General features: G+C 57.7%; 10 protein-coding genes. 1 reads left to right on the forward strand and 9 read right to left on the reverse strand.

What is annotated here, in order from left to right:
- Nucleotides 1-2: 2 nt before the first annotated feature.
- From GWQ27_RS00855 to atpD, 5 genes are read right to left on the reverse strand one after another with little or no spacing between them, the layout of a single operon-like run.
- Nucleotides 3-569 (reverse strand): F0F1 ATP synthase subunit A, encoded by a 567-nt coding sequence (locus GWQ27_RS00855; protein WP_275906439.1) that lies wholly within the window; start codon nucleotides 567-569, stop codon nucleotides 3-5.
- Nucleotides 559-861 carry an ATP synthase subunit I gene (locus GWQ27_RS00860; protein ID WP_265451987.1) on the reverse strand — a complete coding sequence of 101 codons (303 nt, stop codon included), beginning with the start codon at nucleotides 859-861 and terminating at the stop codon, nucleotides 559-561. The genes GWQ27_RS00855 and GWQ27_RS00860 overlap by 11 nt, the downstream gene beginning before the upstream one ends.
- Nucleotides 851-1186, reverse strand: coding sequence for an AtpZ/AtpI family protein (locus GWQ27_RS00865; RefSeq protein ID WP_219593511.1), 336 nt, complete (start codon nucleotides 1184-1186; stop codon nucleotides 851-853). The genes GWQ27_RS00860 and GWQ27_RS00865 overlap by 11 nt, the downstream gene beginning before the upstream one ends.
- Nucleotides 1179-1568, reverse strand: a complete 390-nt coding sequence (locus GWQ27_RS00870) for a F0F1 ATP synthase subunit epsilon (protein WP_270688414.1) — start codon at nucleotides 1566-1568, stop codon at nucleotides 1179-1181. The genes GWQ27_RS00865 and GWQ27_RS00870 overlap by 8 nt, the downstream gene beginning before the upstream one ends.
- Complete coding sequence (gene atpD, locus GWQ27_RS00875) at nucleotides 1558-2979, reverse strand: F0F1 ATP synthase subunit beta (protein WP_275906440.1); 1422 nt, start codon at nucleotides 2977-2979, stop codon at nucleotides 1558-1560. The genes GWQ27_RS00870 and atpD overlap by 11 nt, the downstream gene beginning before the upstream one ends.
- 532 nt (nucleotides 2980-3511) lie before the next feature.
- On the opposite strand from atpD, the gene GWQ27_RS00880 reads away from it, so the two are divergent.
- Nucleotides 3512-12022, forward strand: coding sequence for a glucoamylase family protein (locus GWQ27_RS00880; protein ID WP_275906441.1), 8511 nt, complete (start codon nucleotides 3512-3514; stop codon nucleotides 12020-12022).
- A gap of 267 nt (nucleotides 12023-12289) precedes the next feature.
- Here GWQ27_RS00880 and GWQ27_RS00885 read toward each other — a convergent pair whose 3' ends face one another.
- From GWQ27_RS00885 to GWQ27_RS00900, 4 genes are read right to left on the reverse strand one after another with little or no spacing between them, the layout of a single operon-like run.
- On the reverse strand, nucleotides 12290-13141 hold the full coding sequence (locus tag GWQ27_RS00885) for a hypothetical protein (protein ID WP_275906442.1): 852 nt from the start codon (nucleotides 13139-13141) through the stop codon (nucleotides 12290-12292).
- A gap of 4 nt (nucleotides 13142-13145) precedes the next feature.
- Entirely contained in the window at nucleotides 13146-16520 is a 3375-nt protein-coding gene (locus tag GWQ27_RS00890; RefSeq protein ID WP_275906443.1) for a T6SS effector BTH_I2691 family protein, read from the reverse strand.
- A complete protein-coding gene (locus tag GWQ27_RS00895) occupies nucleotides 16521-17390 on the reverse strand; it encodes a DUF4123 domain-containing protein (RefSeq protein ID WP_275906444.1) in 870 nt (289 codons plus the stop codon).
- Nucleotides 17390-19435, reverse strand: coding sequence for a type VI secretion system tip protein VgrG (locus GWQ27_RS00900; RefSeq protein ID WP_275906445.1), 2046 nt, complete (start codon nucleotides 19433-19435; stop codon nucleotides 17390-17392). The genes GWQ27_RS00895 and GWQ27_RS00900 overlap by 1 nt, the downstream gene beginning before the upstream one ends.
- Nucleotide 19436 lies beyond the last annotated feature (1 nt).

Consider the following 19436-nt stretch of genomic DNA (forward strand, 5'->3'; position numbering starts at 1 on the left):
GATTACAGGAAAAATAAAGGGGTTATGGTGAGCAAGATGGCAAGGATCATGGTTCCGCTCATCATGTTGCCAAACAGACGGGCGGCCAATGCCAAGGTGCGTGACAATTCGCTGACAATATTGAAAGGCAACATGATCAGGGTCGGCTTGACGTAGGCTTGCAGATACGCGGTCAGGCCGCTGTCGGCAATGCCGAAGATCGGGACGGCAAAGAATACGCAAAGAGCCAGTGCCGTGGTCGTCGACAAGGAGCCGGTAGGTGGCTCGTAGCCAGGTATGATGGTGACCAGGTTGGCGCTGGCGACAAAAAGAAACAACGTCCCAATAAAGCCGAGGTAGAGCCGTGGCTTGAGCAGCCCGACTTCCGCAATCTGATCGACGATACCGGTGACTATGATTTCCAACAGGTTCTGCCAGCGGCTACGGTCCAGTCCTTTCGACAAGCGACGGGTCACCAGCCATGAACCGAACGTCAATACGAACATAAGGCCCCAGCTGTAGACGATGGTGGCATTGAGCTTAACAAAGCCGAATTGCCAGAAAACAAGGACGTCCGGGCTAAGGTGCATATTGGGCACCGATCAATACTGGCATCTTGCGAGTGACTCGTGTGACAACAATCCGAGCGAGGATAAACCCCAGCAACAGAGCCGCCCAGCGCTGCCAGTCAGCACCGCCAACGAGCCAAAAACCCACCATCACGATCGCCGAGCGCAGAAGCAGACTGCAAAAAAACCAGAGGGCTATCTGGGCAGAGGCGACGCCTCGGCGAACCGTCCACCACAGGCCGCCAAAAAAGAGCAGGCCCAGCACGACGCCGGCAAACAGGCTGCCACTCAAAATGAGCCATTCATTCATCATGTTTTTTTCCCTTATCGTGAATTTCACTGTCTTCTTTTGCCAACCAGCGCCAGGCATTGAAGCAGCCGAGGGTCAGACCCGCAGCCAGCAGCGCCAACGTCCATGACTGGCCGCCCGGGTATCGCTCATCAAGCCAAAGACCCAGTGCCGCCCCCAGCAATGTGGGGATCGCGATCGACCAGCCAATCAGACCCATCATGCCCAGACCCGACCAGACGGTGCGTGTGACTTGTTGCTGCGCCTTTACTTTTCGCTCAGCCTTGTTGCCAATCAGCTCGCTGAACCCGCGTTTGCCATCGCCCGGCTTGCGTCCTTGCTCAGTCATGTTGCATGGCCACGAAACGGTGTACAAAACCCGCTTCAAGTTTTGACAGCGCAGCTCGCGCGCTTTTTTCCTGCTCATCAAGCGTTAAAAATTCTCTCTCAACGGCGGCACGCAATTGTTCAAGTTCCAGGTTGCCGATGGCATTGCGCACGGACACCAGCACCTCGTCACCCGTCTTCACCAATACCCCCTGATCGACCGCAACACAGACCTCGTGCTCTGTACTCGTCTCGAACACCAGAATGCCCGGCACCAGTACGGCAGCGCAGTCGAGCCGATTGGGTAGCAGACCAAAGGATCCATATGTCGATTCGGCAACGATGCGCAGCACATCCGCTTTCTCGGCAAACACCTTGAAAGGCAACAAAATCTTAAGTCTCATGGGAACTCGCTTTCTCTTTGTTGGCTTGTTTGTCGAGCGCTTCATCGATGGCTCCGATCATATACAGCGCACTTTCCGGTACATCCTTGAACTCGTCGCGCAAAATACGCTCGCAACCCGCCAGGGCATCATCCAGGCTCACCTGTCGCCCCTGCATGCCGGTGAATTGTTCAGTAGTGAAAAATGGCTGAGTCAGAAAACGTTCCAGTCGCCGGGCACGCGCCACCACGTTGCGGTCCTCGCTCGACAGTTGCTCCATACCAAGCATTGCTATGATGTCTTTGAGATCGGCGTATTGCGCCAGGGTGCGGCGGATCGCCTGTGCCAGCGTGTAGTGTCGCTCACCAATGATGCCAGGCGTCGCCATTTTGGAATTTGACTGCAAGGGATCAATGGCCGGATATAGCCCTTCGCTCGCCCGTTTGCGCGACAGCACAATCGATGCGGAGAGGTGCGAGAATGTATGCACGGCGGCCGGATCCGTGAAGTCATCTGCGGGTACATAAACAGCCTGGATCGACGTGATGGCACCGGTATCGGTATTGGCGATGCGCTCCTCCAGTTGGGCCAGCTCAGTGCCCATGGTCGGCTGGTAGCCAAGACGAGCCGGCATCTGCCCCATCAGCCCCGACACTTCCATGCCGGCCTGGATAAAGCGGAATATATTGTCGACGAGCAGCAACACATCGTTATGCTCGTCATCACGAAAGTACTCCGCCATGGTCAACGCGGCGTGACCCACACGAAATCGGGCGCCTGGGGATTCGTTCATCTGCCCGAACACCATCACCATGTTGTCGAGCACGCCAGCGGCCTTCATATCGCGATAGAGCCCCTCCCCTTCGCGACAGCGTTCACCTATCCCGCAAAAGATGCTCACCCCTTTATGCTGACCCAGCATGTTGTGGATCATTTCCGTGAGCAGGACAGTCTTGCCAACGCCTGCACCGCCAAACAGGCCGGCTTTACCACCGCGCTCCAAGGGCATGAGTACATCGATCAGCTTGATCCCGGTCAGGAAAATCTCAGGCTGCGTCGAGCGCCTTGCCAATGCCGGCGGCGTGTTGTGTACGCTACGCCAATCCACGGTTGGGGGCGGCAGACGATCGATCGCTTGACCAAAGACATCAAACATTCGTGACAGCGTGCCCTTGCCGACCGGCGCCAATAGGGGGCCACCACTGTCGTTCACCAGGGTGCCCCGCGCCAATCCCTGGGTGGGAGTCAGGGCAATGCCACGCACGCGTTGTGCATCAAGCTGGGCTTGAACCTCGATGACGATGTCCCCCTCATCACCCGTTCTCAGCAGTGAATGAATGGGGGGTAATTGCGTGTCGAAGCGAACATCCACCACGCTGCCACGCACCGAGACCACTGTGCCGGTACGGGATGGTGCTGTCTTGTCAGTCATATCAACTCCCTAGTCTGCGTTGTCCTTCAACCATGACCAGGAGACAACCAGACTGTCACTGGCAACCCTGACAAGGAAGTGGCCTGAGGCATGAGCGAACTCAAGTGAATCGTTGAGCAAGGTGCAACAGGACGGTTCGACCTTACCAGTACGGCCTACCTTGATATGTACGTTAACGAACAGACAGCCCGCCGCCCTCCCGCCATAGTGTTTTCGCGGCTACTGCATTTTTATTTTAATTACCACGACTGTCAGATCTGGCGACAGGTCATTTATGCCCGCCTTTGAAGAACCGCCAGGACTCACCTTTCCCGTTCTTCCAGTGAACCGTTCATTCGCTACCCAACACCTGGGCCCTTCCCTTGCCTGTCTGCTGTCGCGCGACAGGCGAGACTGGCCCCTTCATCAGTCATGCATGTAGATGGCTCCGAACGAGCCGCCGACAACAGAGAGACATTACCCATATCCAACGATGGATTGATGTTCCACGAACGCGGACCCGGGTCCGGTAACAACAAGCAGGGAGATATCCATGAATGGTTGGTGCGCTAGGTTATTTGGCTTCAAGCCAACCAATGACCCTTGGCAGGACAAGGAGCCCGTTCGTGAAGAGTTGTTCGGCATAGAGCGGCTGGAATCCCACGCCATGACGCTGGCAGAAGCCCAGTCAGTCAGCGCCAGACCGGCGGCGGTGCAATCATTGCATCTGCGCCTGAAAGAAAACGAGGCCGTCTTGTCATCCGCCCATCAGGCAAATGCGGCTGAACTCGAACTGGGGCATGATCTGACCCATGCGGCCGAGTGGTTCCTCGACAACTATCACCTGGTCGAAGCCCAGATCTACGAGATCCGCAGCAGCCTGCCCACCAGCTACTACCGCCAGTTGCCAAAGCTGGCCGAAGGCCCCTTTGCCGGTTATCCCAGAGTCTTTGGCATCGCCTGGGCTTTTATTGCCCACAACGACAGCCACTTCGACCCCGAGATCTTGAGCCGTTTCATCCTGGCCTATCAGCGTGTGCAACCCCTGACCATTGGTGAGTTATGGGCTGTACCCATCACCCTCAGGATCGTGCTCATTGAAAACTTGCGGCGTCTGGTTGAGCAGATCACGCTGGCCCGCCAGGCCAGAGCCGATGCAGATCTCCTTTGCTCGCGCCTGCTCGCCTCAGGGTGCGCCTTGTCTGCGCTGAACGAAGACATTGCCTCCCGTGCCACAGGCCCCCTGTCCGAGATTTTTGCCGCTCAACTCGTCAAACAACTGCGTGACCAGGATCCCGATATCACACCGGCACTCGGCTGGCTGGAAGCGCGCCTGACGCTGCAGGGGGGGTCCATCGATGAAGTGGTCCAGCATGCACAGCAGCGGCAGGGGGCCTCCAACGTCACCATTCGCAACATCATCACCAGCATGCGATTCATCTCGAACATCGATTGGAGCGAGCAGTTTGAAAAGATGAGTCTGGTGGATCAGCAGTTACGAGCCAGTACCCACTTCGCCGAGATGGACTTTCCCACCCGCAATCTCTATCGCCGGGCAATCGAGCTGCTGGCCCGCTCTTCCCCCCACGATGAGCTGGATGTCACGGCGCGGGTCCTGTCGGCGACCCGACAAGATGTCGACACCCTGCCAGACGACATGAAACTGAGGGTGCAGGATCCCGGTTATCATCTGATGGCTGAGGGCCGACTCGCCCTGGAAACCGATCTGGGTTTTCGCCCCCCGTTACGCCTTCGACTTCACCGGTTTCATTCCCGACTCGGGATCGGCGGCTATGTCGGCATCATTACCCTGCTGACGCTGCTTTTGCTGACATTCACCTACCCGCAGCTCGCACAGCCCGGTGAACCATGGTCCCTCTGGATGCCGCTCTTCATCCTGTTTGCCTTCTTGCCGGTCAAGGCGGCAGCCATCTCGCTGGTCAACTATCTCATCAGTTTTTATCTGGTGCCCATGCCTCTGCCGGCCATGGATCTCACTCACGGCATTCCCTCATCCCTGCGCACCATGGTGGTCATCCCCACCCTGCTGACCTCTCACTCCGATCTGCTGGCACAAGTCGAGCAGCTGGAGATCCATCACCTGTCAGGGATCAGTGGCGATCTCAGCTTTGCCCTGCTCTCCGACGGGATGGATGCCGCCCAGGAACACATGCCCGAAGATGCGGCCCTGCTGAGCGAAGCCAGTCAGGCCATCGCCCGCTTGAACAGCAAATATGGCCCCGGGCCGTCAGGGGATCGCTTCCTGCTGCTCCATCGCCACCGCCAGTTCAACCCGGGCGAAGAGTGCTGGATGGGCTGGGAGCGCAAGCGTGGCAAGCTCTATGAGCTGAACCGTTTGCTGCGAGGGGCAACGGACACCAGTTTTATGGTGATCGATGGTCAGCCCCCTGCCGTCCCCCACAATGTGCGCTATGTCATCACGCTGGATGCAGATACCCGATTGCCGCGGGATACCGCCAGTCGCCTGATTGCCAAGATGGCGCATCCCCTCAACTGCGCGCATTTTGATGCCGAGCATCAGCGCGTCACCCATGGCTATGGCATTCTCCAGCCCCGCGTCACACCTTCTCTTCCACTGGGTCAGGATGGCTCTTATTACCAACGGCTCTACTCAGGGCCTGGCGGTATGGATCCCTATGCAGCCACCGTTTCGGACATCTATCAGGATCTGTTCGGGGAGGGCTCTTTCACCGGCAAGGGCATCTACAACGTCGATGCTTTTACCGCCGCGCTGGAAGGGCGTGTACCGGAAAATAGTCACCTGAGCCACGACCTGTTTGAGGGCATCTTTGCCCGCGCAGGGTTGGCCTCGGACATTGAAGTTGTCGAAGAGTTTCCATCGCGGTACGACGTCAGTGCCAAACGGCAGCATCGCTGGACACGCGGCGACTGGCAACTGCTCGCCTGGATCTGTCAGCGCAAACATGGCCAGCACTCACTGCCCCTGATAGGGCGTTGGAAAATGTTTGATAACCTCTGCCGTTCACTGCTAGCACCGAGTGCCCTGCTGGCTTTTCTCGCATCCTGGCAACTGCCGTTGGGCACGGCGGTGGCGGCGGATCTGATGCTGCTTGCCTGTCTTGCTCTTCCGATATTTTTGCCCCTCATCTTCACCATACTCCCCCGCAAACAGGATATTTTATGGCGCCATTATGTGGGCAGGATTGGCAATAGCCTGCAGCGTGCCGTCATGCAAACCCTGCTCAGCCTCACCTTTCTGGCCGACCAGACCTGGCGCATGACAGATGCCATAGTCCGTACTCTGTTCCGGTTATCCCTGTCACATCGCCACCTGCTGGAGTGGACCACCACGGCTCAAACCTCGGGCGCACCGCGACTGGCCTGCCTGGGCTTTTACCAAATGATGATGAGCGGTGCGGTACTGGGAATGGGAGTGTGCGCCATGACGCTGTTCAGTGCCCCCACCGCCTGGCCGCTGGTACTGCCTTTTGGCACCCTCTGGTTGCTGGCGCCCCTGGTGGCGTACTGGACCAGCCGGCCCCGTTATCTGAGCAAACAGATGACCTGCAGTGCCAGGGAAGCGGTAGAGCTGCGGCTGATTGCCCGCAAGACATGGCGCTATTTCGAGACCTTTGTGACCGATCTCGACAACCAGCTGCCACCTGACAACTTTCAGGAGGTTCCGATAGAGGTCATTGCCCATCGAACCTCGCCCACCAACATGGGGCTCTATTTGCTCTCGACCCTGGCGGCCAATGACTTTGGCTGGGCCGGGCGCGAGGCCGTCATCAAACGGCTGGAAGCCACCCTGGAGGTGATGCAACACTTGCCGCGCTTCAAGGGCCACTTCTTCAACTGGTATGACACCCGGCGCCTGCTCACCTTGGAGCCGGCCTATGTCTCTTCCGTTGACAGTGGCAATCTTGCGGGCCATCTGCTGGTGGTCGCGAGCACCTGCGAAAACTGGCAACAAGCCGCCGACAACAGCTCGATACGCAGCGGCTTGCAAGACACCTATCTGCTGATGCTTCAGGCCCTGCAAGCCTACCCGGTGAAAAATAGCGAGCCGGTGAACGCGCTCACGGCCTGCCTGAAAGCAATCTGCAGCCAGCTCTATGGCGAGCAGCCCGTAACAAGCCAGCTAGCTGAGCTCGAACGGCTTGCGCAGCGAGGCGTCGAGACAGCCCATCGTATTGATCTGCAAGCGCATCCCAAAGAGGGGGCCGAGCTTATCTTCTGGTCAGAGGCGCTCAGGCAGACGGTGGCCGAACATCGCCTGGATGACGCCAGCCTTCCCGATACGCTTGTGCCACGGCTGCAAGCACTGGCCGAACGCGCGCGCACCCTGGCCATGGGAATGGACTTCGCATTCTTGCTGGATCCGGAGCGCCAGCTGCTCTCCATCGGGTATTCCCTCTCCGACAACCGGCTCGACAACAGTTGCTATGATCTGCTCGCCTCGGAGGCAAGGCTTGCCAGCCTGTTCGCCATCGCCAAAGGCGATGTCGTGACCAAGCACTGGTTCAAGCTGGGTCGCTCTGCTACCCCGCTGGGCCAAGCCGCGGCCCTGATCTCCTGGTCCGGCTCCATGTTCGAGTATCTGATGCCCTCCCTTGTCATGCGGGCCCCTATCGGCTCTCAGCTGGAGTGTACCAACCGCCTGATCGTCGACTTGCAGATAAGCTATGGTCACTCGCTGGGCATTCCATGGGGCATATCGGAGTCGGCGTTCAACGCCCGGGACATGGAGTTCACCTATCAATACTCCAACTTCGGCATTCCCCAGCTTGCCCTCAAGCGCGGACTGGCCGAAAACCGGGTGATAGCACCCTATGCCACAGGTCTGGCCGCCATGGTCAACCCTGGCGCTGCCTTGAAAAACTATCAACGGCTGGCTGCCATGGGTGGCGGAGGGCGTTACGGCTTTTACGAGGCGCTGGACTTTACCCCGTCCCGTTTGCCCGATAACCAGGATGTGGCCATAGTGCACAACTTCATGGCCCATCATCAGGGGATGACCATCGTCGCCCTCGCCAATGCCCTGCATCAGGGGCTGATGCGCGCCAGATTCCATGAAGAGCCCATCATTCAGGCTTGTGAACTGCTGCTGCAAGAGCGGATCCCGCAGGACATGCCCATTGTCAGACCCCGTGCCGCCGAGATAAAGGCATCGCAGATCAGGACCATACAGGACGTACGATCAGTACGCCGCTTGTCCTCATCGACCCTGGGCGCCCCCGTGACCCACCTGCTCTCCAACGGTCGCTACAACGTCATGCTCACCAGTGCGGGGGCCGGCTATAGCCGTTGGGGCAACATTGCCATCACCCGCTGGCATGAGGACGCCACTCGGGACCACTGGGGTTCTTTCCTCTTTTTGCACGATGTTCACAGTGGTGAGACCTGGTCTCCTTGTGCGCACCCGCTGGGCAATTCCGACCACAAGGGGGAAGTTGTTTTTGCCGAGGATCGGGCACAGTTCATTCATCATCACGACCGCCTTACCACCACACTGGAAGTCCTGGTGTCCGGTGAAGCGGATGGCGAAGTACGACGTATCTCGCTGAACAACCGTGGTCGCAGCACCCGCTGTATCGAGCTCACCTCTTACGCCGAGGTCGTGCTGACCACACCGGAAACTGACAGGGCGCATCCCGCCTTCAGCAAGCTCTTTGTGGTCACCGAATTTCTGGCGGAGCTGGGCGCGCTGATTGCGACCCGGCGCCCCAGAACACCGGAAGACAGCGAGATCTGGGCCGCTCACTTCATCATTGTCGAGGAGCAGCTGGCCGGTACGCTTCAATATGAATCCGATCGCGCCCGGTTTATTGGTCAGGGCCGAACCCTGGCCTCGGCCCATGCCTTGCAGCGGGATGTTTCCCTGTCCAACACAACGGGCACAGTGCTCGACCCCATTTTCTCGCTGCGCCAGCAGGTACAGGTCTTGCCCGGCAGCAGTACCAAGGTTGCATTCTGGACGCTGGTTGCCTCATCGCGGCAGGCATTGCTCGATCTCATCGATCAGCACCACAACCGCCATGCCTTCCAACGGGCCAAGACACTGGCATGGACCCAGGCACAGGTGCAGTTGCACCATCTGGATATTCAGGCGGCGGATGCGGCCAACTTCCAGCGGCTCGCAGCTCCCCTGCTCTACGCTGACTCGCGCTTTCGCGCCTCATCGAACACCATATTGCATGGGCTGGCACTGCAATCCGCCCTCTGGCAGCTCGCCATCTCAGGTGACCTGCCCATCATGCTGCTGCGCATCGATGACATAGAGGATCTGGCCCAGGTACGCGAACTGCTGCTGACCCATGAATATCTGCGCATGAAACGTCTGGCCGTCGACCTGGTGATCGTCAATGAGCACGCAGCCACCTATGTGCAGGATCTGCAAAATGGCATAGAGACAGCCGTGCGCAGCAGCCAGTCCCGACCCCGCTTCCATAGCGAGCTGGCCCGCGGCTCCGTCTATACGGTGCGCACCGATCTGATGAATGCCGAGGTTTGCCAACTGCTGTATGCGGCGGCGCGGGTCGTACTGGTCGCTCGCCGTGGCTCCCTGCAGGAGCAACTGGCCCGTCTGCCAGACACATCACAGTCACCACAACCCTCACCTGTCTTCAGGGCGCCCCACATCAGCGCCAGCAAACATTTACAGCATCCCGAGCTGGAGTGTTTCAATGGGCTGGGTGGGTTTGCCAAAGACGGACGTGAATATGTCACCTTGCTCAGCGCGGGTCACACCACACCCGCCCCCTGGATCAACGTGATTGCCAATCCGCAGTTTGGCTTTCAAGCCTCCACCGAAGGCAGTGGTTACACCTGGGCCGACAACAGCAAAGAGAACCAGCTGACCGCCTGGTCCAATGATCCTGTGACGGATCCCGTCAGTGAAGTCATCTATATTCGCGATGAAGAGACCCTTGATCTCTGGACCACGACCGCTCAGCCCATTCGTGATGGCGGTACCTATATCGCTCGTCATGGTTACGGTTACAGCAGCTTCGAGCATCAGGTTCACGGCATCCATAGCGAGTTGCTGCAATATGTCCCGGTAGCGGATCCCGTCAAAATCTCCCGCCTGACACTGCGCAACCAAACGAATGTCCCCCGCCGTCTCTCAGTGACCTGTTACGTGGAATGGGTGTTGGGCGCCTCTCGCAGCGTCACAGCCCCCTTTATCACGACCCAGATGGATATACAGACGGGGGCCATGCTGGCACACAACCCCTGGAATGCCGCCTTCCCTGGCCGGGTAGCCTTCCTCGATCTGGGGGGACAGCAAACGAGCTGGACCGCCGATCGCAGTGAGTTTCTGGGATACCGTGGTCAACCCGCCTCTCCTGCAGCGCTGGCAAGCCATAAAGCCTTGTCTGGCAGCACAGGGGCCGGGATTGATCCCTGTTCAGCGCTGCAAACCCATGTTGATCTTGCCCCGGGCCAGAGCCTTGAGCTTGTGATCCTGCTCGGTCAGGCAGGCTCAACCGAACAAGCCAGTGCCCTCGTCACCCGCTATCGTCATGATCTCGATGTGGTGCTGGACGAGGTGGAGGCTCAATGGCAGTCACTGCTCGGGGCCGTTCAGGTCAAGACCCCGGACAGGGCCATGGACATAATGCTCAACGGCTGGCTGATGTATCAAACGCTCGCATGCCGGATCTGGGCCCGTTCTGCCTTCTATCAGGCGGGAGGCGCTTACGGTTTTCGCGACCAGTTGCAAGACGGTATGGCGCTCAGCTTTGCCAACCCCCGGAGCACACGACAACATTTGTTGCGCACGGCCGCTCGCCAGTTCATTGAAGGGGATGTGCAGCATTGGTGGCTGCCCCACTCGGGCCAGGGTGTGCGCACCCGGATCTCCGATGACAGGGTCTGGCTGGCCTTCGCCACGGCCACCTACGTTCGAAGCAGTGCCGATGACAGCATTCTCGATGAGGAGATCCCGTTTCTGGAAGGCCCGGCACTGGGCACGGAGCAGCAGGATGCCTTCTTCCTGCCACAAGTATCCGAAACGTCAGCCTCTCTGTATGAGCATTGCGCTCGCTGCCTGGATCAAGCCATGGCGCTCACCGGGAGCAATGGTCTGCCACTCATGGGCTCGGGTGACTGGAACGATGGGATGAATCAGGTCGGTAGTGAAGGCAAGGGGGAGAGTGTCTGGCTAGGTTGGTTGCTGCTGCGCACCATCAGTCTGTTTGCACCTCTGGCCCACGCCCGTCAAGACAAGCGCGCCGAGCTCTGGCTGGCTCATGCCAACCGGGTCGGGGTCGCGCTGGAACGCAAAGCCTGGGATGGTGCCTGGTATCGCCGGGCGACCTTCGATGACGGCAGCTGGCTGGGTTCAAAAGAGAGCCCCGAATGCCAGATAGACTCCATCGCACAATCCTGGGCCGTCCTGTCCGGTGCGGCCAACCCGACCCGAGCCAGAATAGCCATGCAATCCCTGGAGCAACACCTCATCAAATACGATCAGGGTTTGTCTCTGCTGTTCAGTCCACCGTTTGACAAGCTGACCCAGAATCCGGGGTATATTCGCGGATATCCGCCCGGACTGCGCGAAAATGGCGGCCAGTATACTCATGCCGCCATCTGGGCCATCCTCGCCTTCGCGCGCCTCAAAGAAGGCACCAAGACTTATGACCTGTTCTGCCTGCTCAACCCCATCAACCATGCACTGGATCCTGAGGCCGTCGAGCGTTACAAGGTTGAACCTTACGTGATGGCTGCGGATATCTACTCAGTCGCGCCGCACAACGGTCGTGGCGGCTGGACCTGGTACACGGGGGCGTCAGGCTGGATGTATCAGGCCGGTATCGAAGGCATATTGGGGATCCGTCGTGAGGGGCAGCTGTTGCTCATCGCCCCCAACTTGCCCGCGCATTGGCCCGGATTTAGCGCAGCCATCACCCTTGATGCCGCCCACTACGACATAGAGGTGAATACAGAGGTATTATCGGGGCTGCAAGCAGACACCCTCCGACTCGATGGTGTGCTGATGGAGCCTTGCGGCTCACCATTTCGCGTACCGCTGATCGACGGGCACCACAGGATTGACATTACCCTGGCGGTGCAATAGCAGAGTCTGATTGAACAAACTAGAGACAAAGCGGCCTGCTCCCGGGCCGCTTTTTGCTTGATTGCACGCCCAACTTTTATCCTGATCATGACGTGATTGCGCAAACCATTTTTCCAGCTCGCTGCGCTTGAAGATATTAATCAGCACTGCCAGCAACAGATAGGCTACCCCCAGCACAAACAAGTGGTTAGCATCCAGATGGCGCTGATGAAGAAATATCGCACCAGTAACAGGCGCGAAAGAAAGCGTTAGCCGGCATGGGTATTGTCAGGGGGCAAAATCTGATAGTTGGGCTGGTTTGCCGTCACGGGTACCAACTTTAGAAAGGCCAACTATTCGCTCATTTTTCAATAAAAAGAGTTCCGATCCCGGTAATTGCTTCATAAGCAGCGACAACACTTTATGCATATCTTCGGGATGGCAATAACAGTCTAGATTTGAATAATATCCGAAATAAAACCTGTCTGTATCACAGGATATATATGGCCTCTTTTGGGTCACTTTTATCATGTGGGGGTGTCCACGCTTGATAGCACTTATTGAGGTGCTTTCTACATTTTTAAAACCGGTGAAGAAAAATGCCATCACGGCAAAACCACCCGCGCCGACCAAGGCGGCCGGGCCTAACAACGCCACGCCGACGATGCAAACCACTACCCCAAACCAAGCCAGCCCCCGCACTACCGCATAGGCTGCATCCGGAATAGCATCATGATAGGTGGTGACCAGCCCCTCTGTGGTGAGCCGATAGTGGTACTGCTTGTCTGCAAACCAGAGGTAACGAGCAGATAGGCACATTATTAGGGCCATGATGATTAACCCAATACCCAAGCTAGTATCGCCAGATAGCAAATAGCTCCCTATAAGTGCTAAACAGCCACACGGGATCAGGAAGGTTAACCAAAATAGACCATAGACAGTCGCCACCCGAATATCCCACTCATAAAGCGTGGGCGCCTCTCGCACCCGCTGTTGGCGCAGCTGATAGAGCCGGTCTTGCTCCTCTTTGGGTAATTGCAGGAACTCACTGCGCGGCAGGTCTTCATACCGGCTGTCGTCCAATGGGGGGGGCGCTTGTTCTGTCGACGCCGACGGCTGCGCCGTTGCTCTCTTATCCATGTAGTTATCCCTTTGCTGTGCCCACGGGCAGCCTGGTCATTGCCAACGCCCCCGCGCTGCTCGCGCTTAATGTCATCTCCCCCCGGCTCGCCTTGCCGCTAAAGATAAGCTGACCGCCATACAGGCCGCCATAGCTCACCGTAAGCCTATATTCGCTATTCTGGGGGCCCAGCCACAGGCTGAACTGACTCCCTTGCCAGCGGCCATCACTGAGGACGGGGGTATATGGCGTCATACTGGCGGCAAGCCGTTTTACCTCCTCAACGCTGCGAATACCTGCCCCTTGCCCTATTCCCAGTTGAGGTTGGCCGCTCAGGTGCAAGTCAAACCACTGACCTTGCAGATAACCCGGCAGATCTATCTCCAGATAGCGGTCGTAACTGGTGCCACCCCAACCAAAGTGTGAGGAGGTCTCTTTCGTCACAATACGCGCTGCCGGTTTATGGACGATATGCTCCAGCTCTTTTAACTCCTGCTCGGCGGTCCAGTGGGTATTGGGCTGGGTGCCCCAGGTTGATTGCGCCAGCCATTTTTCCAGCTCGCTGCGCTTGAAGATATTAATCAGCACAGTCAGCAGCAGATAGGCCACCCCCAGCACAAACAAGCTGGTTAGCATCCAGGTGGCGAAGATGGCACTGATAGCACCGAGCCCAAAACTTGAGGATCCAAGTGTGGCAACTTGAATGAAGAAAACCACTCCTTGCCCACCCAACACCCATATCTTGGCCCGCATCAGCAGTCTCTCAACCTCACCCAATAGCGGGTCTTTGGCTGCCTCAAAGGTATCCCACGCCTCCGCCACCGCGGCCACCAAACCCAATCCGGCAAAGGCCAGCATTCTGTTGGTAAAGGTTTTAACCAAGACGCCACTACCTTCTGCAATGGCCTTTGAAATGGACACGCTAGTTATTAAGTTACCTTTCAGCGTCTCTTTTCCCAACAACGCCGTCGACGCCTGGCCTTGATAGAGCGCCATCACCGCATTGCCTGTCCAGCCGACTGCTGCCCCCCACTGCGCCGACGCGCGCGCCTCTCCGAGCGAATTGATATTCTCCCCCGTTGCCTGCGTAACCACCAACAGGTTCCAGAGGTTAATCAGCGCCACCAAACCGCCAACGGTGCCCATATTCGGCACGGTATTGTTGCTATTGAGGGCGGTAAACAGCTCCCGCTTGCCACTGCCCAGCGCCTCACTCACCCGCGTCAGATAACCGCGTACATACTGCCGCCCCGCTTCGGTATAAGCATCCGCCTTCAACTGGATGAGGGGTGACGCCTCTTGCATCAGCGCCAACATTTTCTGCTGCTTGATGACACTCTGCGCGTCCTGATGATGTTTGCTCTGATAACCACCACTCCGATCCGTGTGGCTGTTCTGCTGCTCTTTGGCAACACTCTGCTCAAACGCCTTCTGCTTCGTTCTGTACGCGCCATGCTCCGCCAATTGTAATGGCATCTCGCCCAGTACTGACTCCAGCAAAACAAGGCGCAGCAAGGTGCCCAGATTGTTGATATTGCCATGGGGCAGCACTACCGCCAGTAGCGTTTCCCTGGCCCCCTTGGCCAGTTCGCGACTCGCCTCTCGCATCGCATCAAAAACTGCCGCTGATGCCTGATACCATCCCTTCTGTTTGATATGCTCATCGCCAAGCAAACTCTCAAGGTCGGCAAGACGGCCCCAAAAGGCGGTCATATCTCCAGATGAGCCGGTCAGCCAGGGCTGATCCACCGTCTGCGCCGTCAACCCATCAAACAGCCTCACATCAAAGCCGTAAGGCCCAAGCGCCAGCAAGTTGCTCGGCGTCGATGCCAGTTTCTTCATCGCCTCGGCCGCGCGTTCATCCTGGCAACTTAAGCTCAGCGCCTGCCCCGCCTCGGCAAACAGCAAGGATAAATAGGCCTGCCCCTTTACCTGCTCGGGGTCCAGCCCCAACGGCAGCGGGTCTGCTTTAAGATGCGAGATCGCCACGCTCAAATCCTGATGGGCCAGCGCCAGCTCGTGGGCAAGCTCTGCCAAGGGCGCCTGATAACGAGCCACAAAGTCGTTCAGTCCCTTCCAGTTCACCTCATTTTGAAAACGGCTACGCTCACTCCAGGCCTTTTCTTGCGCCAGACTCGGGGTAAAACCATACTCGTTGGCCAATGTTTTTTGTAAGTCATCAACCCGCTCGGCCAGCGGTGAACGTATGCCTCTCATCGCCCCAAGAGCCTCACCAGACATCTCTTCCATCTGTTCGAGGTTGCGATAGCCAAGATACTCATCTAGCACAGTTTCAAACTCATAGGCCTTGGCCGCATCCCCGCGCACCGAGGCGGGCAAGTCTTGCTCGCCTACCCGCACTCGCGCCAGATTGCGGGTAACCTCTGCCATCATCAGCTTGTGACTCGTCTGCTTTCGCTCCTCGTCATTACTTCCCAGTAATGCATCCTGCTGCGCCATCAAGCTATTCACCACCATGCTCAAATCAGCCACATCCGCCAGCGGATCAGCGAGTGCGATCATCATGGCGCTCTTGGGATCTGGCATGTTTGTCATATAGATCGACTGGCTGTAGGCTGCCTTGTGTGACAGCAAACGCACATCCCCTTGTTGGTCCTCATCAACATCTTTGAGAAGGGGTGTACAAGAGAGCACAAAAGCCTGATTGCCATCGTTCATGTCTGCCACATTATTGAGCTGATCGATGGGCGCGCCATGGGTGTGTCCCAAGTTGCGGACAAACACAGGCAAACTGAGCGTTCTCATCCACTGGCTGCGCACACTCTTTCCTTTATCCACATCACTCATTATTGATTTGATGCGCTCACTCCAGACGTGGGGTGAATAGCATAGCGACAACATCGCTGAACGCGGATAAATGACATGCCCCTTGGCACCCTTGCTGGCATGGATAAACTGCGCCCCTTTGATTTCATACTCGTCGAGTTCTTTGCTGGTCTCGTTATAGACATAAAGCCAACCATCGCGCAGTTGGCGCAACGTGTAGGCACTGCCTTTGAGGGCCAAGGGCCATCTAAAGTCCGGCCCTTTCGGTAACGGATGGGGTTGGGCGCCCCCTTTGTTGGCAGGTCGCTCATCGATAGCATAACGCACCGGCACCAGCGATATATCTCCATTGCATGGACATACACCGGCTGGACTCTGGCAATCTGTGATGCCTGAAGCCCGCGCATCCGCATTGGCTCCCCCTTTCGGCTGCGTCGATGTGTCGCCCGCAGCCGCACTGTTCGATTCAGGCAGTTTAAGGATCTGCCCGCTATCAATTTTGTTCGGGTCAGTAATGCCGTTGAGCTTGGCAATGGCATCGACAGTGGTGTTATTGCGACGAGCAATGTCGCCCAGGGTATCACCCTGTTTAACCAGGTAGGTTTTGCCCATTTAGGTTAACTCCAGTGGTAATGCGCGCTGCTCTGCCCAACTGGCCGCCAGCTCCACACGTTGTGATGGTGTCTGTGCCGAAGGTACGGTCAGCAGTTTGGTCAGGGTCGGGTAGTCATGGTTCTCCCACCATCCATCGCCGACAAATCCCAGTACATTGAAAAACAGCAGAAGGTCACGCTCTGTCTGAAATCCCAGTTGATAAGCCTGTTTGGCCCAATGGGCAATCCATGCGGCAGGCTCAATTTGTTCCTGCAAACGAGCCGGAAACCATTTATTCATATGGCGCCAGATAGCATCCAGAGTGCTCAACCAGGTGACTTCCCCCAGACGAGTCCACTGCGCATCCGAGAGTCTGAACCGTTTGCCAACCGGCTCGCCCAGCTCAGGTGACACTGTCTTGTGCCACCACACTGGCTGGTTGGCTTGCCGCACCGGGATCCAGACCTGCTCAACGTCTTGCCAGAGCCAGGGCTCGTCATCCATAAACAAACGCCACATGGTTTCAGGCATGGCAAGTTTGAGCAGGATCCGGCTGCCGTAAGGGCTTTCGACTTCGATTAGCGCTCTCAGTCGCTCAGCAAGAGGCAACAAGCCAAGCTGGGACGATAGCAGGTAACCCCATGATGGTTCACGGTTTTGCATAAACCAATCGAGCAGATTAGGCGTTGCACACACCAGACAGGGGCTCACCTCTCGCAGGCTGTCCCAGGGAGCATAAAGATAAATAGGCTGATAAACGGGAGCATCATCCTGTTCGAACAAAACCCTTTCCAGCTCGGGAATACGGGCACCATCGAGCAGCAAATAGAGCCGCTCAGCGTTGGCCAGCTCAATATCGGGTGCCATCTCGATTGGGATAGTTCCCATCAATCACCCCCTTCCTGCCTGGCCAACTGCTCACAAATTTCACACACTGGCTCGGCAGATTTTAGCGTCGTAATCTGACGCACAGGCTCCATCGGCGGCGGCGGTGCGACCACTTCAACCTCACCGGGCTGGATCGGCATCTGGCCTCCCCAGCCGGAGCCGGAACCCGGGCTGCCGCCCGAGTTCATCTTGATGGAGCCGCCGCTGAGGGTGACGCCGCTTGGGTCGATCTTGACGAAGCTGCCGCCCACTTTCAGGGTCAGCTCGGCGCCTGCCTCCATCACTATCTTCATGCCAGCCTTGTGATGCACCTCGCTGCCAGCATCGACCAGCAGGGACCGACCCAGTTTCTGGTGCATGGAGGCATCGACGGTCAGCGAATAGTCCGCCTTGACCTGGTCGCGCTTCTCACCCTCCACCGTCAGGTGGTCATTTGCCTTGATGCGGGTGACTCGCTCATTGTCGATATCTGTGTGCTGGTCATGCTTGATATGCCAGGCCGCATCATTTTCAATCAGCACGTTCAGGTCTTTCTGACCGTGGATGTAAACCTCTTCCTGCCCCGCCTGGTCTTCAAAACGCAGTTCGTTGAAGCCCTCACCCTGATGGGTTTCGGTGCGCAGCACGGTACGGGTCTTGTTGGCTGGCAAGTAGTAGGGCGGCCGGTTGGTGACGTGGAAGGTGCGACCGGTGACGATAGGCTGGTCCGGGTCCCCTTCCAAAAATGAAACGATAACTTCGTGACCGATGCGCGGAATGGCCATCATGCCGTACTGGCCACCCGCCCAACCCTGGCTCACCCGCACCCAGCAGGAGCTCTGGTCGTTGGAGCTGCCATATCTGTCCCACGGGAATTGCAGTTTCACCCGGCCGTGTTCGTCGCAGTAAATCTCCTCCCCCTCGGGGCCCACCACGATGGCAATTTGCGGGCCGTCCACCATGGGCTTGTGGGGGGCTTGTGGGCTGCCGATACGGGCACGCCAGGTGGTGCTCGCTTTGACCACCCCAAACTCGTTGTGGTAGACGGTCGGGCCGCTGCCCCCCTCCTCTTCCAGCGCTTGTGGCTGCAAGCCGGTGTGGCTGATACGCACGATTTGCCAGTCGGTATTCAGATTGCCGTTCGGATGCTCGGTCAGCGAAAAAAACTGGCCTGGCAGCAGGGCTGCACTGTTGGATTTGCCGCTGCCCGCCACGGCATCATTGCGAAGCGCATCGAGCCTGTGCTGGGCAAACGCTTTGCCGCTCGGGTCCTGCTTGTAGCGACCCGGAAAGTCAAAGTGCTGGTAGGTATCGCGCTGATGCTCCAGCTCGCTGCCCTGCTTTTTGTGGGAGAGACCGTAGGCCGGGGTCTTGAAGCTGTAGTCTTTCAGCTCCACATCAGAGGGGCGCACCACTTCCCGGTAGTGGAACTGGCGCACATAGGGGCCCTGCTCCAGCGAGCGGTTGCCCAGGTTGAAGAAGAGTTCAGGGCCGGCGGTCAGCGCCGCCGCATCGTCGGCAAACACGATGCGGTGTTTACCCGCGTCGAATTCATGAAAATAGAAGAGCCCCTCTTCGGCGGCGAGCCGGTTGACGAAATCAAGGTCAGTTTCCCGGTACTGCACGCAGTATTCCCGCTTGGCGTGCTCATTCTTGAGCGCAAAGGCGTAGTCGGTAATGCTGTGCTCTTGCAACAGGATGGAGAGGATTTCATCGGGCTTCTGTGCCTGGAAGATGCGGGAGTTCTGGCGTAGCGAAAGTCGCCACAGGGCCGGCTGCACCATGAGCTGATAGCGGGTGCGGCGAAAACCGCTGTCCCCTTGCGCAAAGTCACTGACAACCCCGCACACCCGCCGCTGCAGCTCGCCGTTATACCACACCATGAGCTCACAGGGCTGGTCCAGCACGGCGCCAAAGTCGACGTCAGGCTCTGGGCTCGCCAATTCCAATCGCAACTGGAACGGGCTGTTCAGTGCCTCTTCCAGCGCAAACTCGGCCACCACGAAAGTGCTCTTGGGCAGCGCCCCTACCTTGACGGTAAATTGTAATCCTGTGCTGTCTGCCATA

Source organism: Aeromonas sp. 5HA1 (genome assembly GCF_029237245.1).
In the GTDB taxonomy this organism is placed as follows: Bacteria; Pseudomonadota; Gammaproteobacteria; order Enterobacterales; family Aeromonadaceae; genus Aeromonas; species Aeromonas salmonicida.

Excerpts from the sequence above, each read along its gene's own strand:
- GWQ27_RS00855 (WP_275906439.1), bottom strand. The coding sequence starts at position 569 with ATGCACCTTAGCCCGGACGTCCTTGTTTTCTGGCAATTCGGCTTTGTT.
- GWQ27_RS00860 (WP_265451987.1), bottom strand. The coding sequence starts at position 861 with ATGATGAATGAATGGCTCATTTTGAGTGGCAGCCTGTTTGCCGGCGTC.
- GWQ27_RS00865 (WP_219593511.1), bottom strand. The coding sequence starts at position 1,186 with ATGACTGAGCAAGGACGCAAGCCGGGCGATGGCAAACGCGGGTTCAGC.
- GWQ27_RS00870 (WP_270688414.1), bottom strand. The coding sequence starts at position 1,568 with ATGAGACTTAAGATTTTGTTGCCTTTCAAGGTGTTTGCCGAGAAAGCG.
- atpD (WP_275906440.1), bottom strand. The coding sequence starts at position 2,979 with ATGACTGACAAGACAGCACCATCCCGTACCGGCACAGTGGTCTCGGTG.
- GWQ27_RS00880 (WP_275906441.1), top strand. The coding sequence starts at position 3,512 with ATGAATGGTTGGTGCGCTAGGTTATTTGGCTTCAAGCCAACCAATGAC.
- GWQ27_RS00885 (WP_275906442.1), bottom strand. The coding sequence starts at position 13,141 with ATGGATAAGAGAGCAACGGCGCAGCCGTCGGCGTCGACAGAACAAGCG.
- GWQ27_RS00890 (WP_275906443.1), bottom strand. The coding sequence starts at position 16,520 with ATGGGCAAAACCTACCTGGTTAAACAGGGTGATACCCTGGGCGACATT.
- GWQ27_RS00895 (WP_275906444.1), bottom strand. The coding sequence starts at position 17,390 with ATGGGAACTATCCCAATCGAGATGGCACCCGATATTGAGCTGGCCAAC.
- GWQ27_RS00900 (WP_275906445.1), bottom strand. The coding sequence starts at position 19,435 with ATGGCAGACAGCACAGGATTACAATTTACCGTCAAGGTAGGGGCGCTG.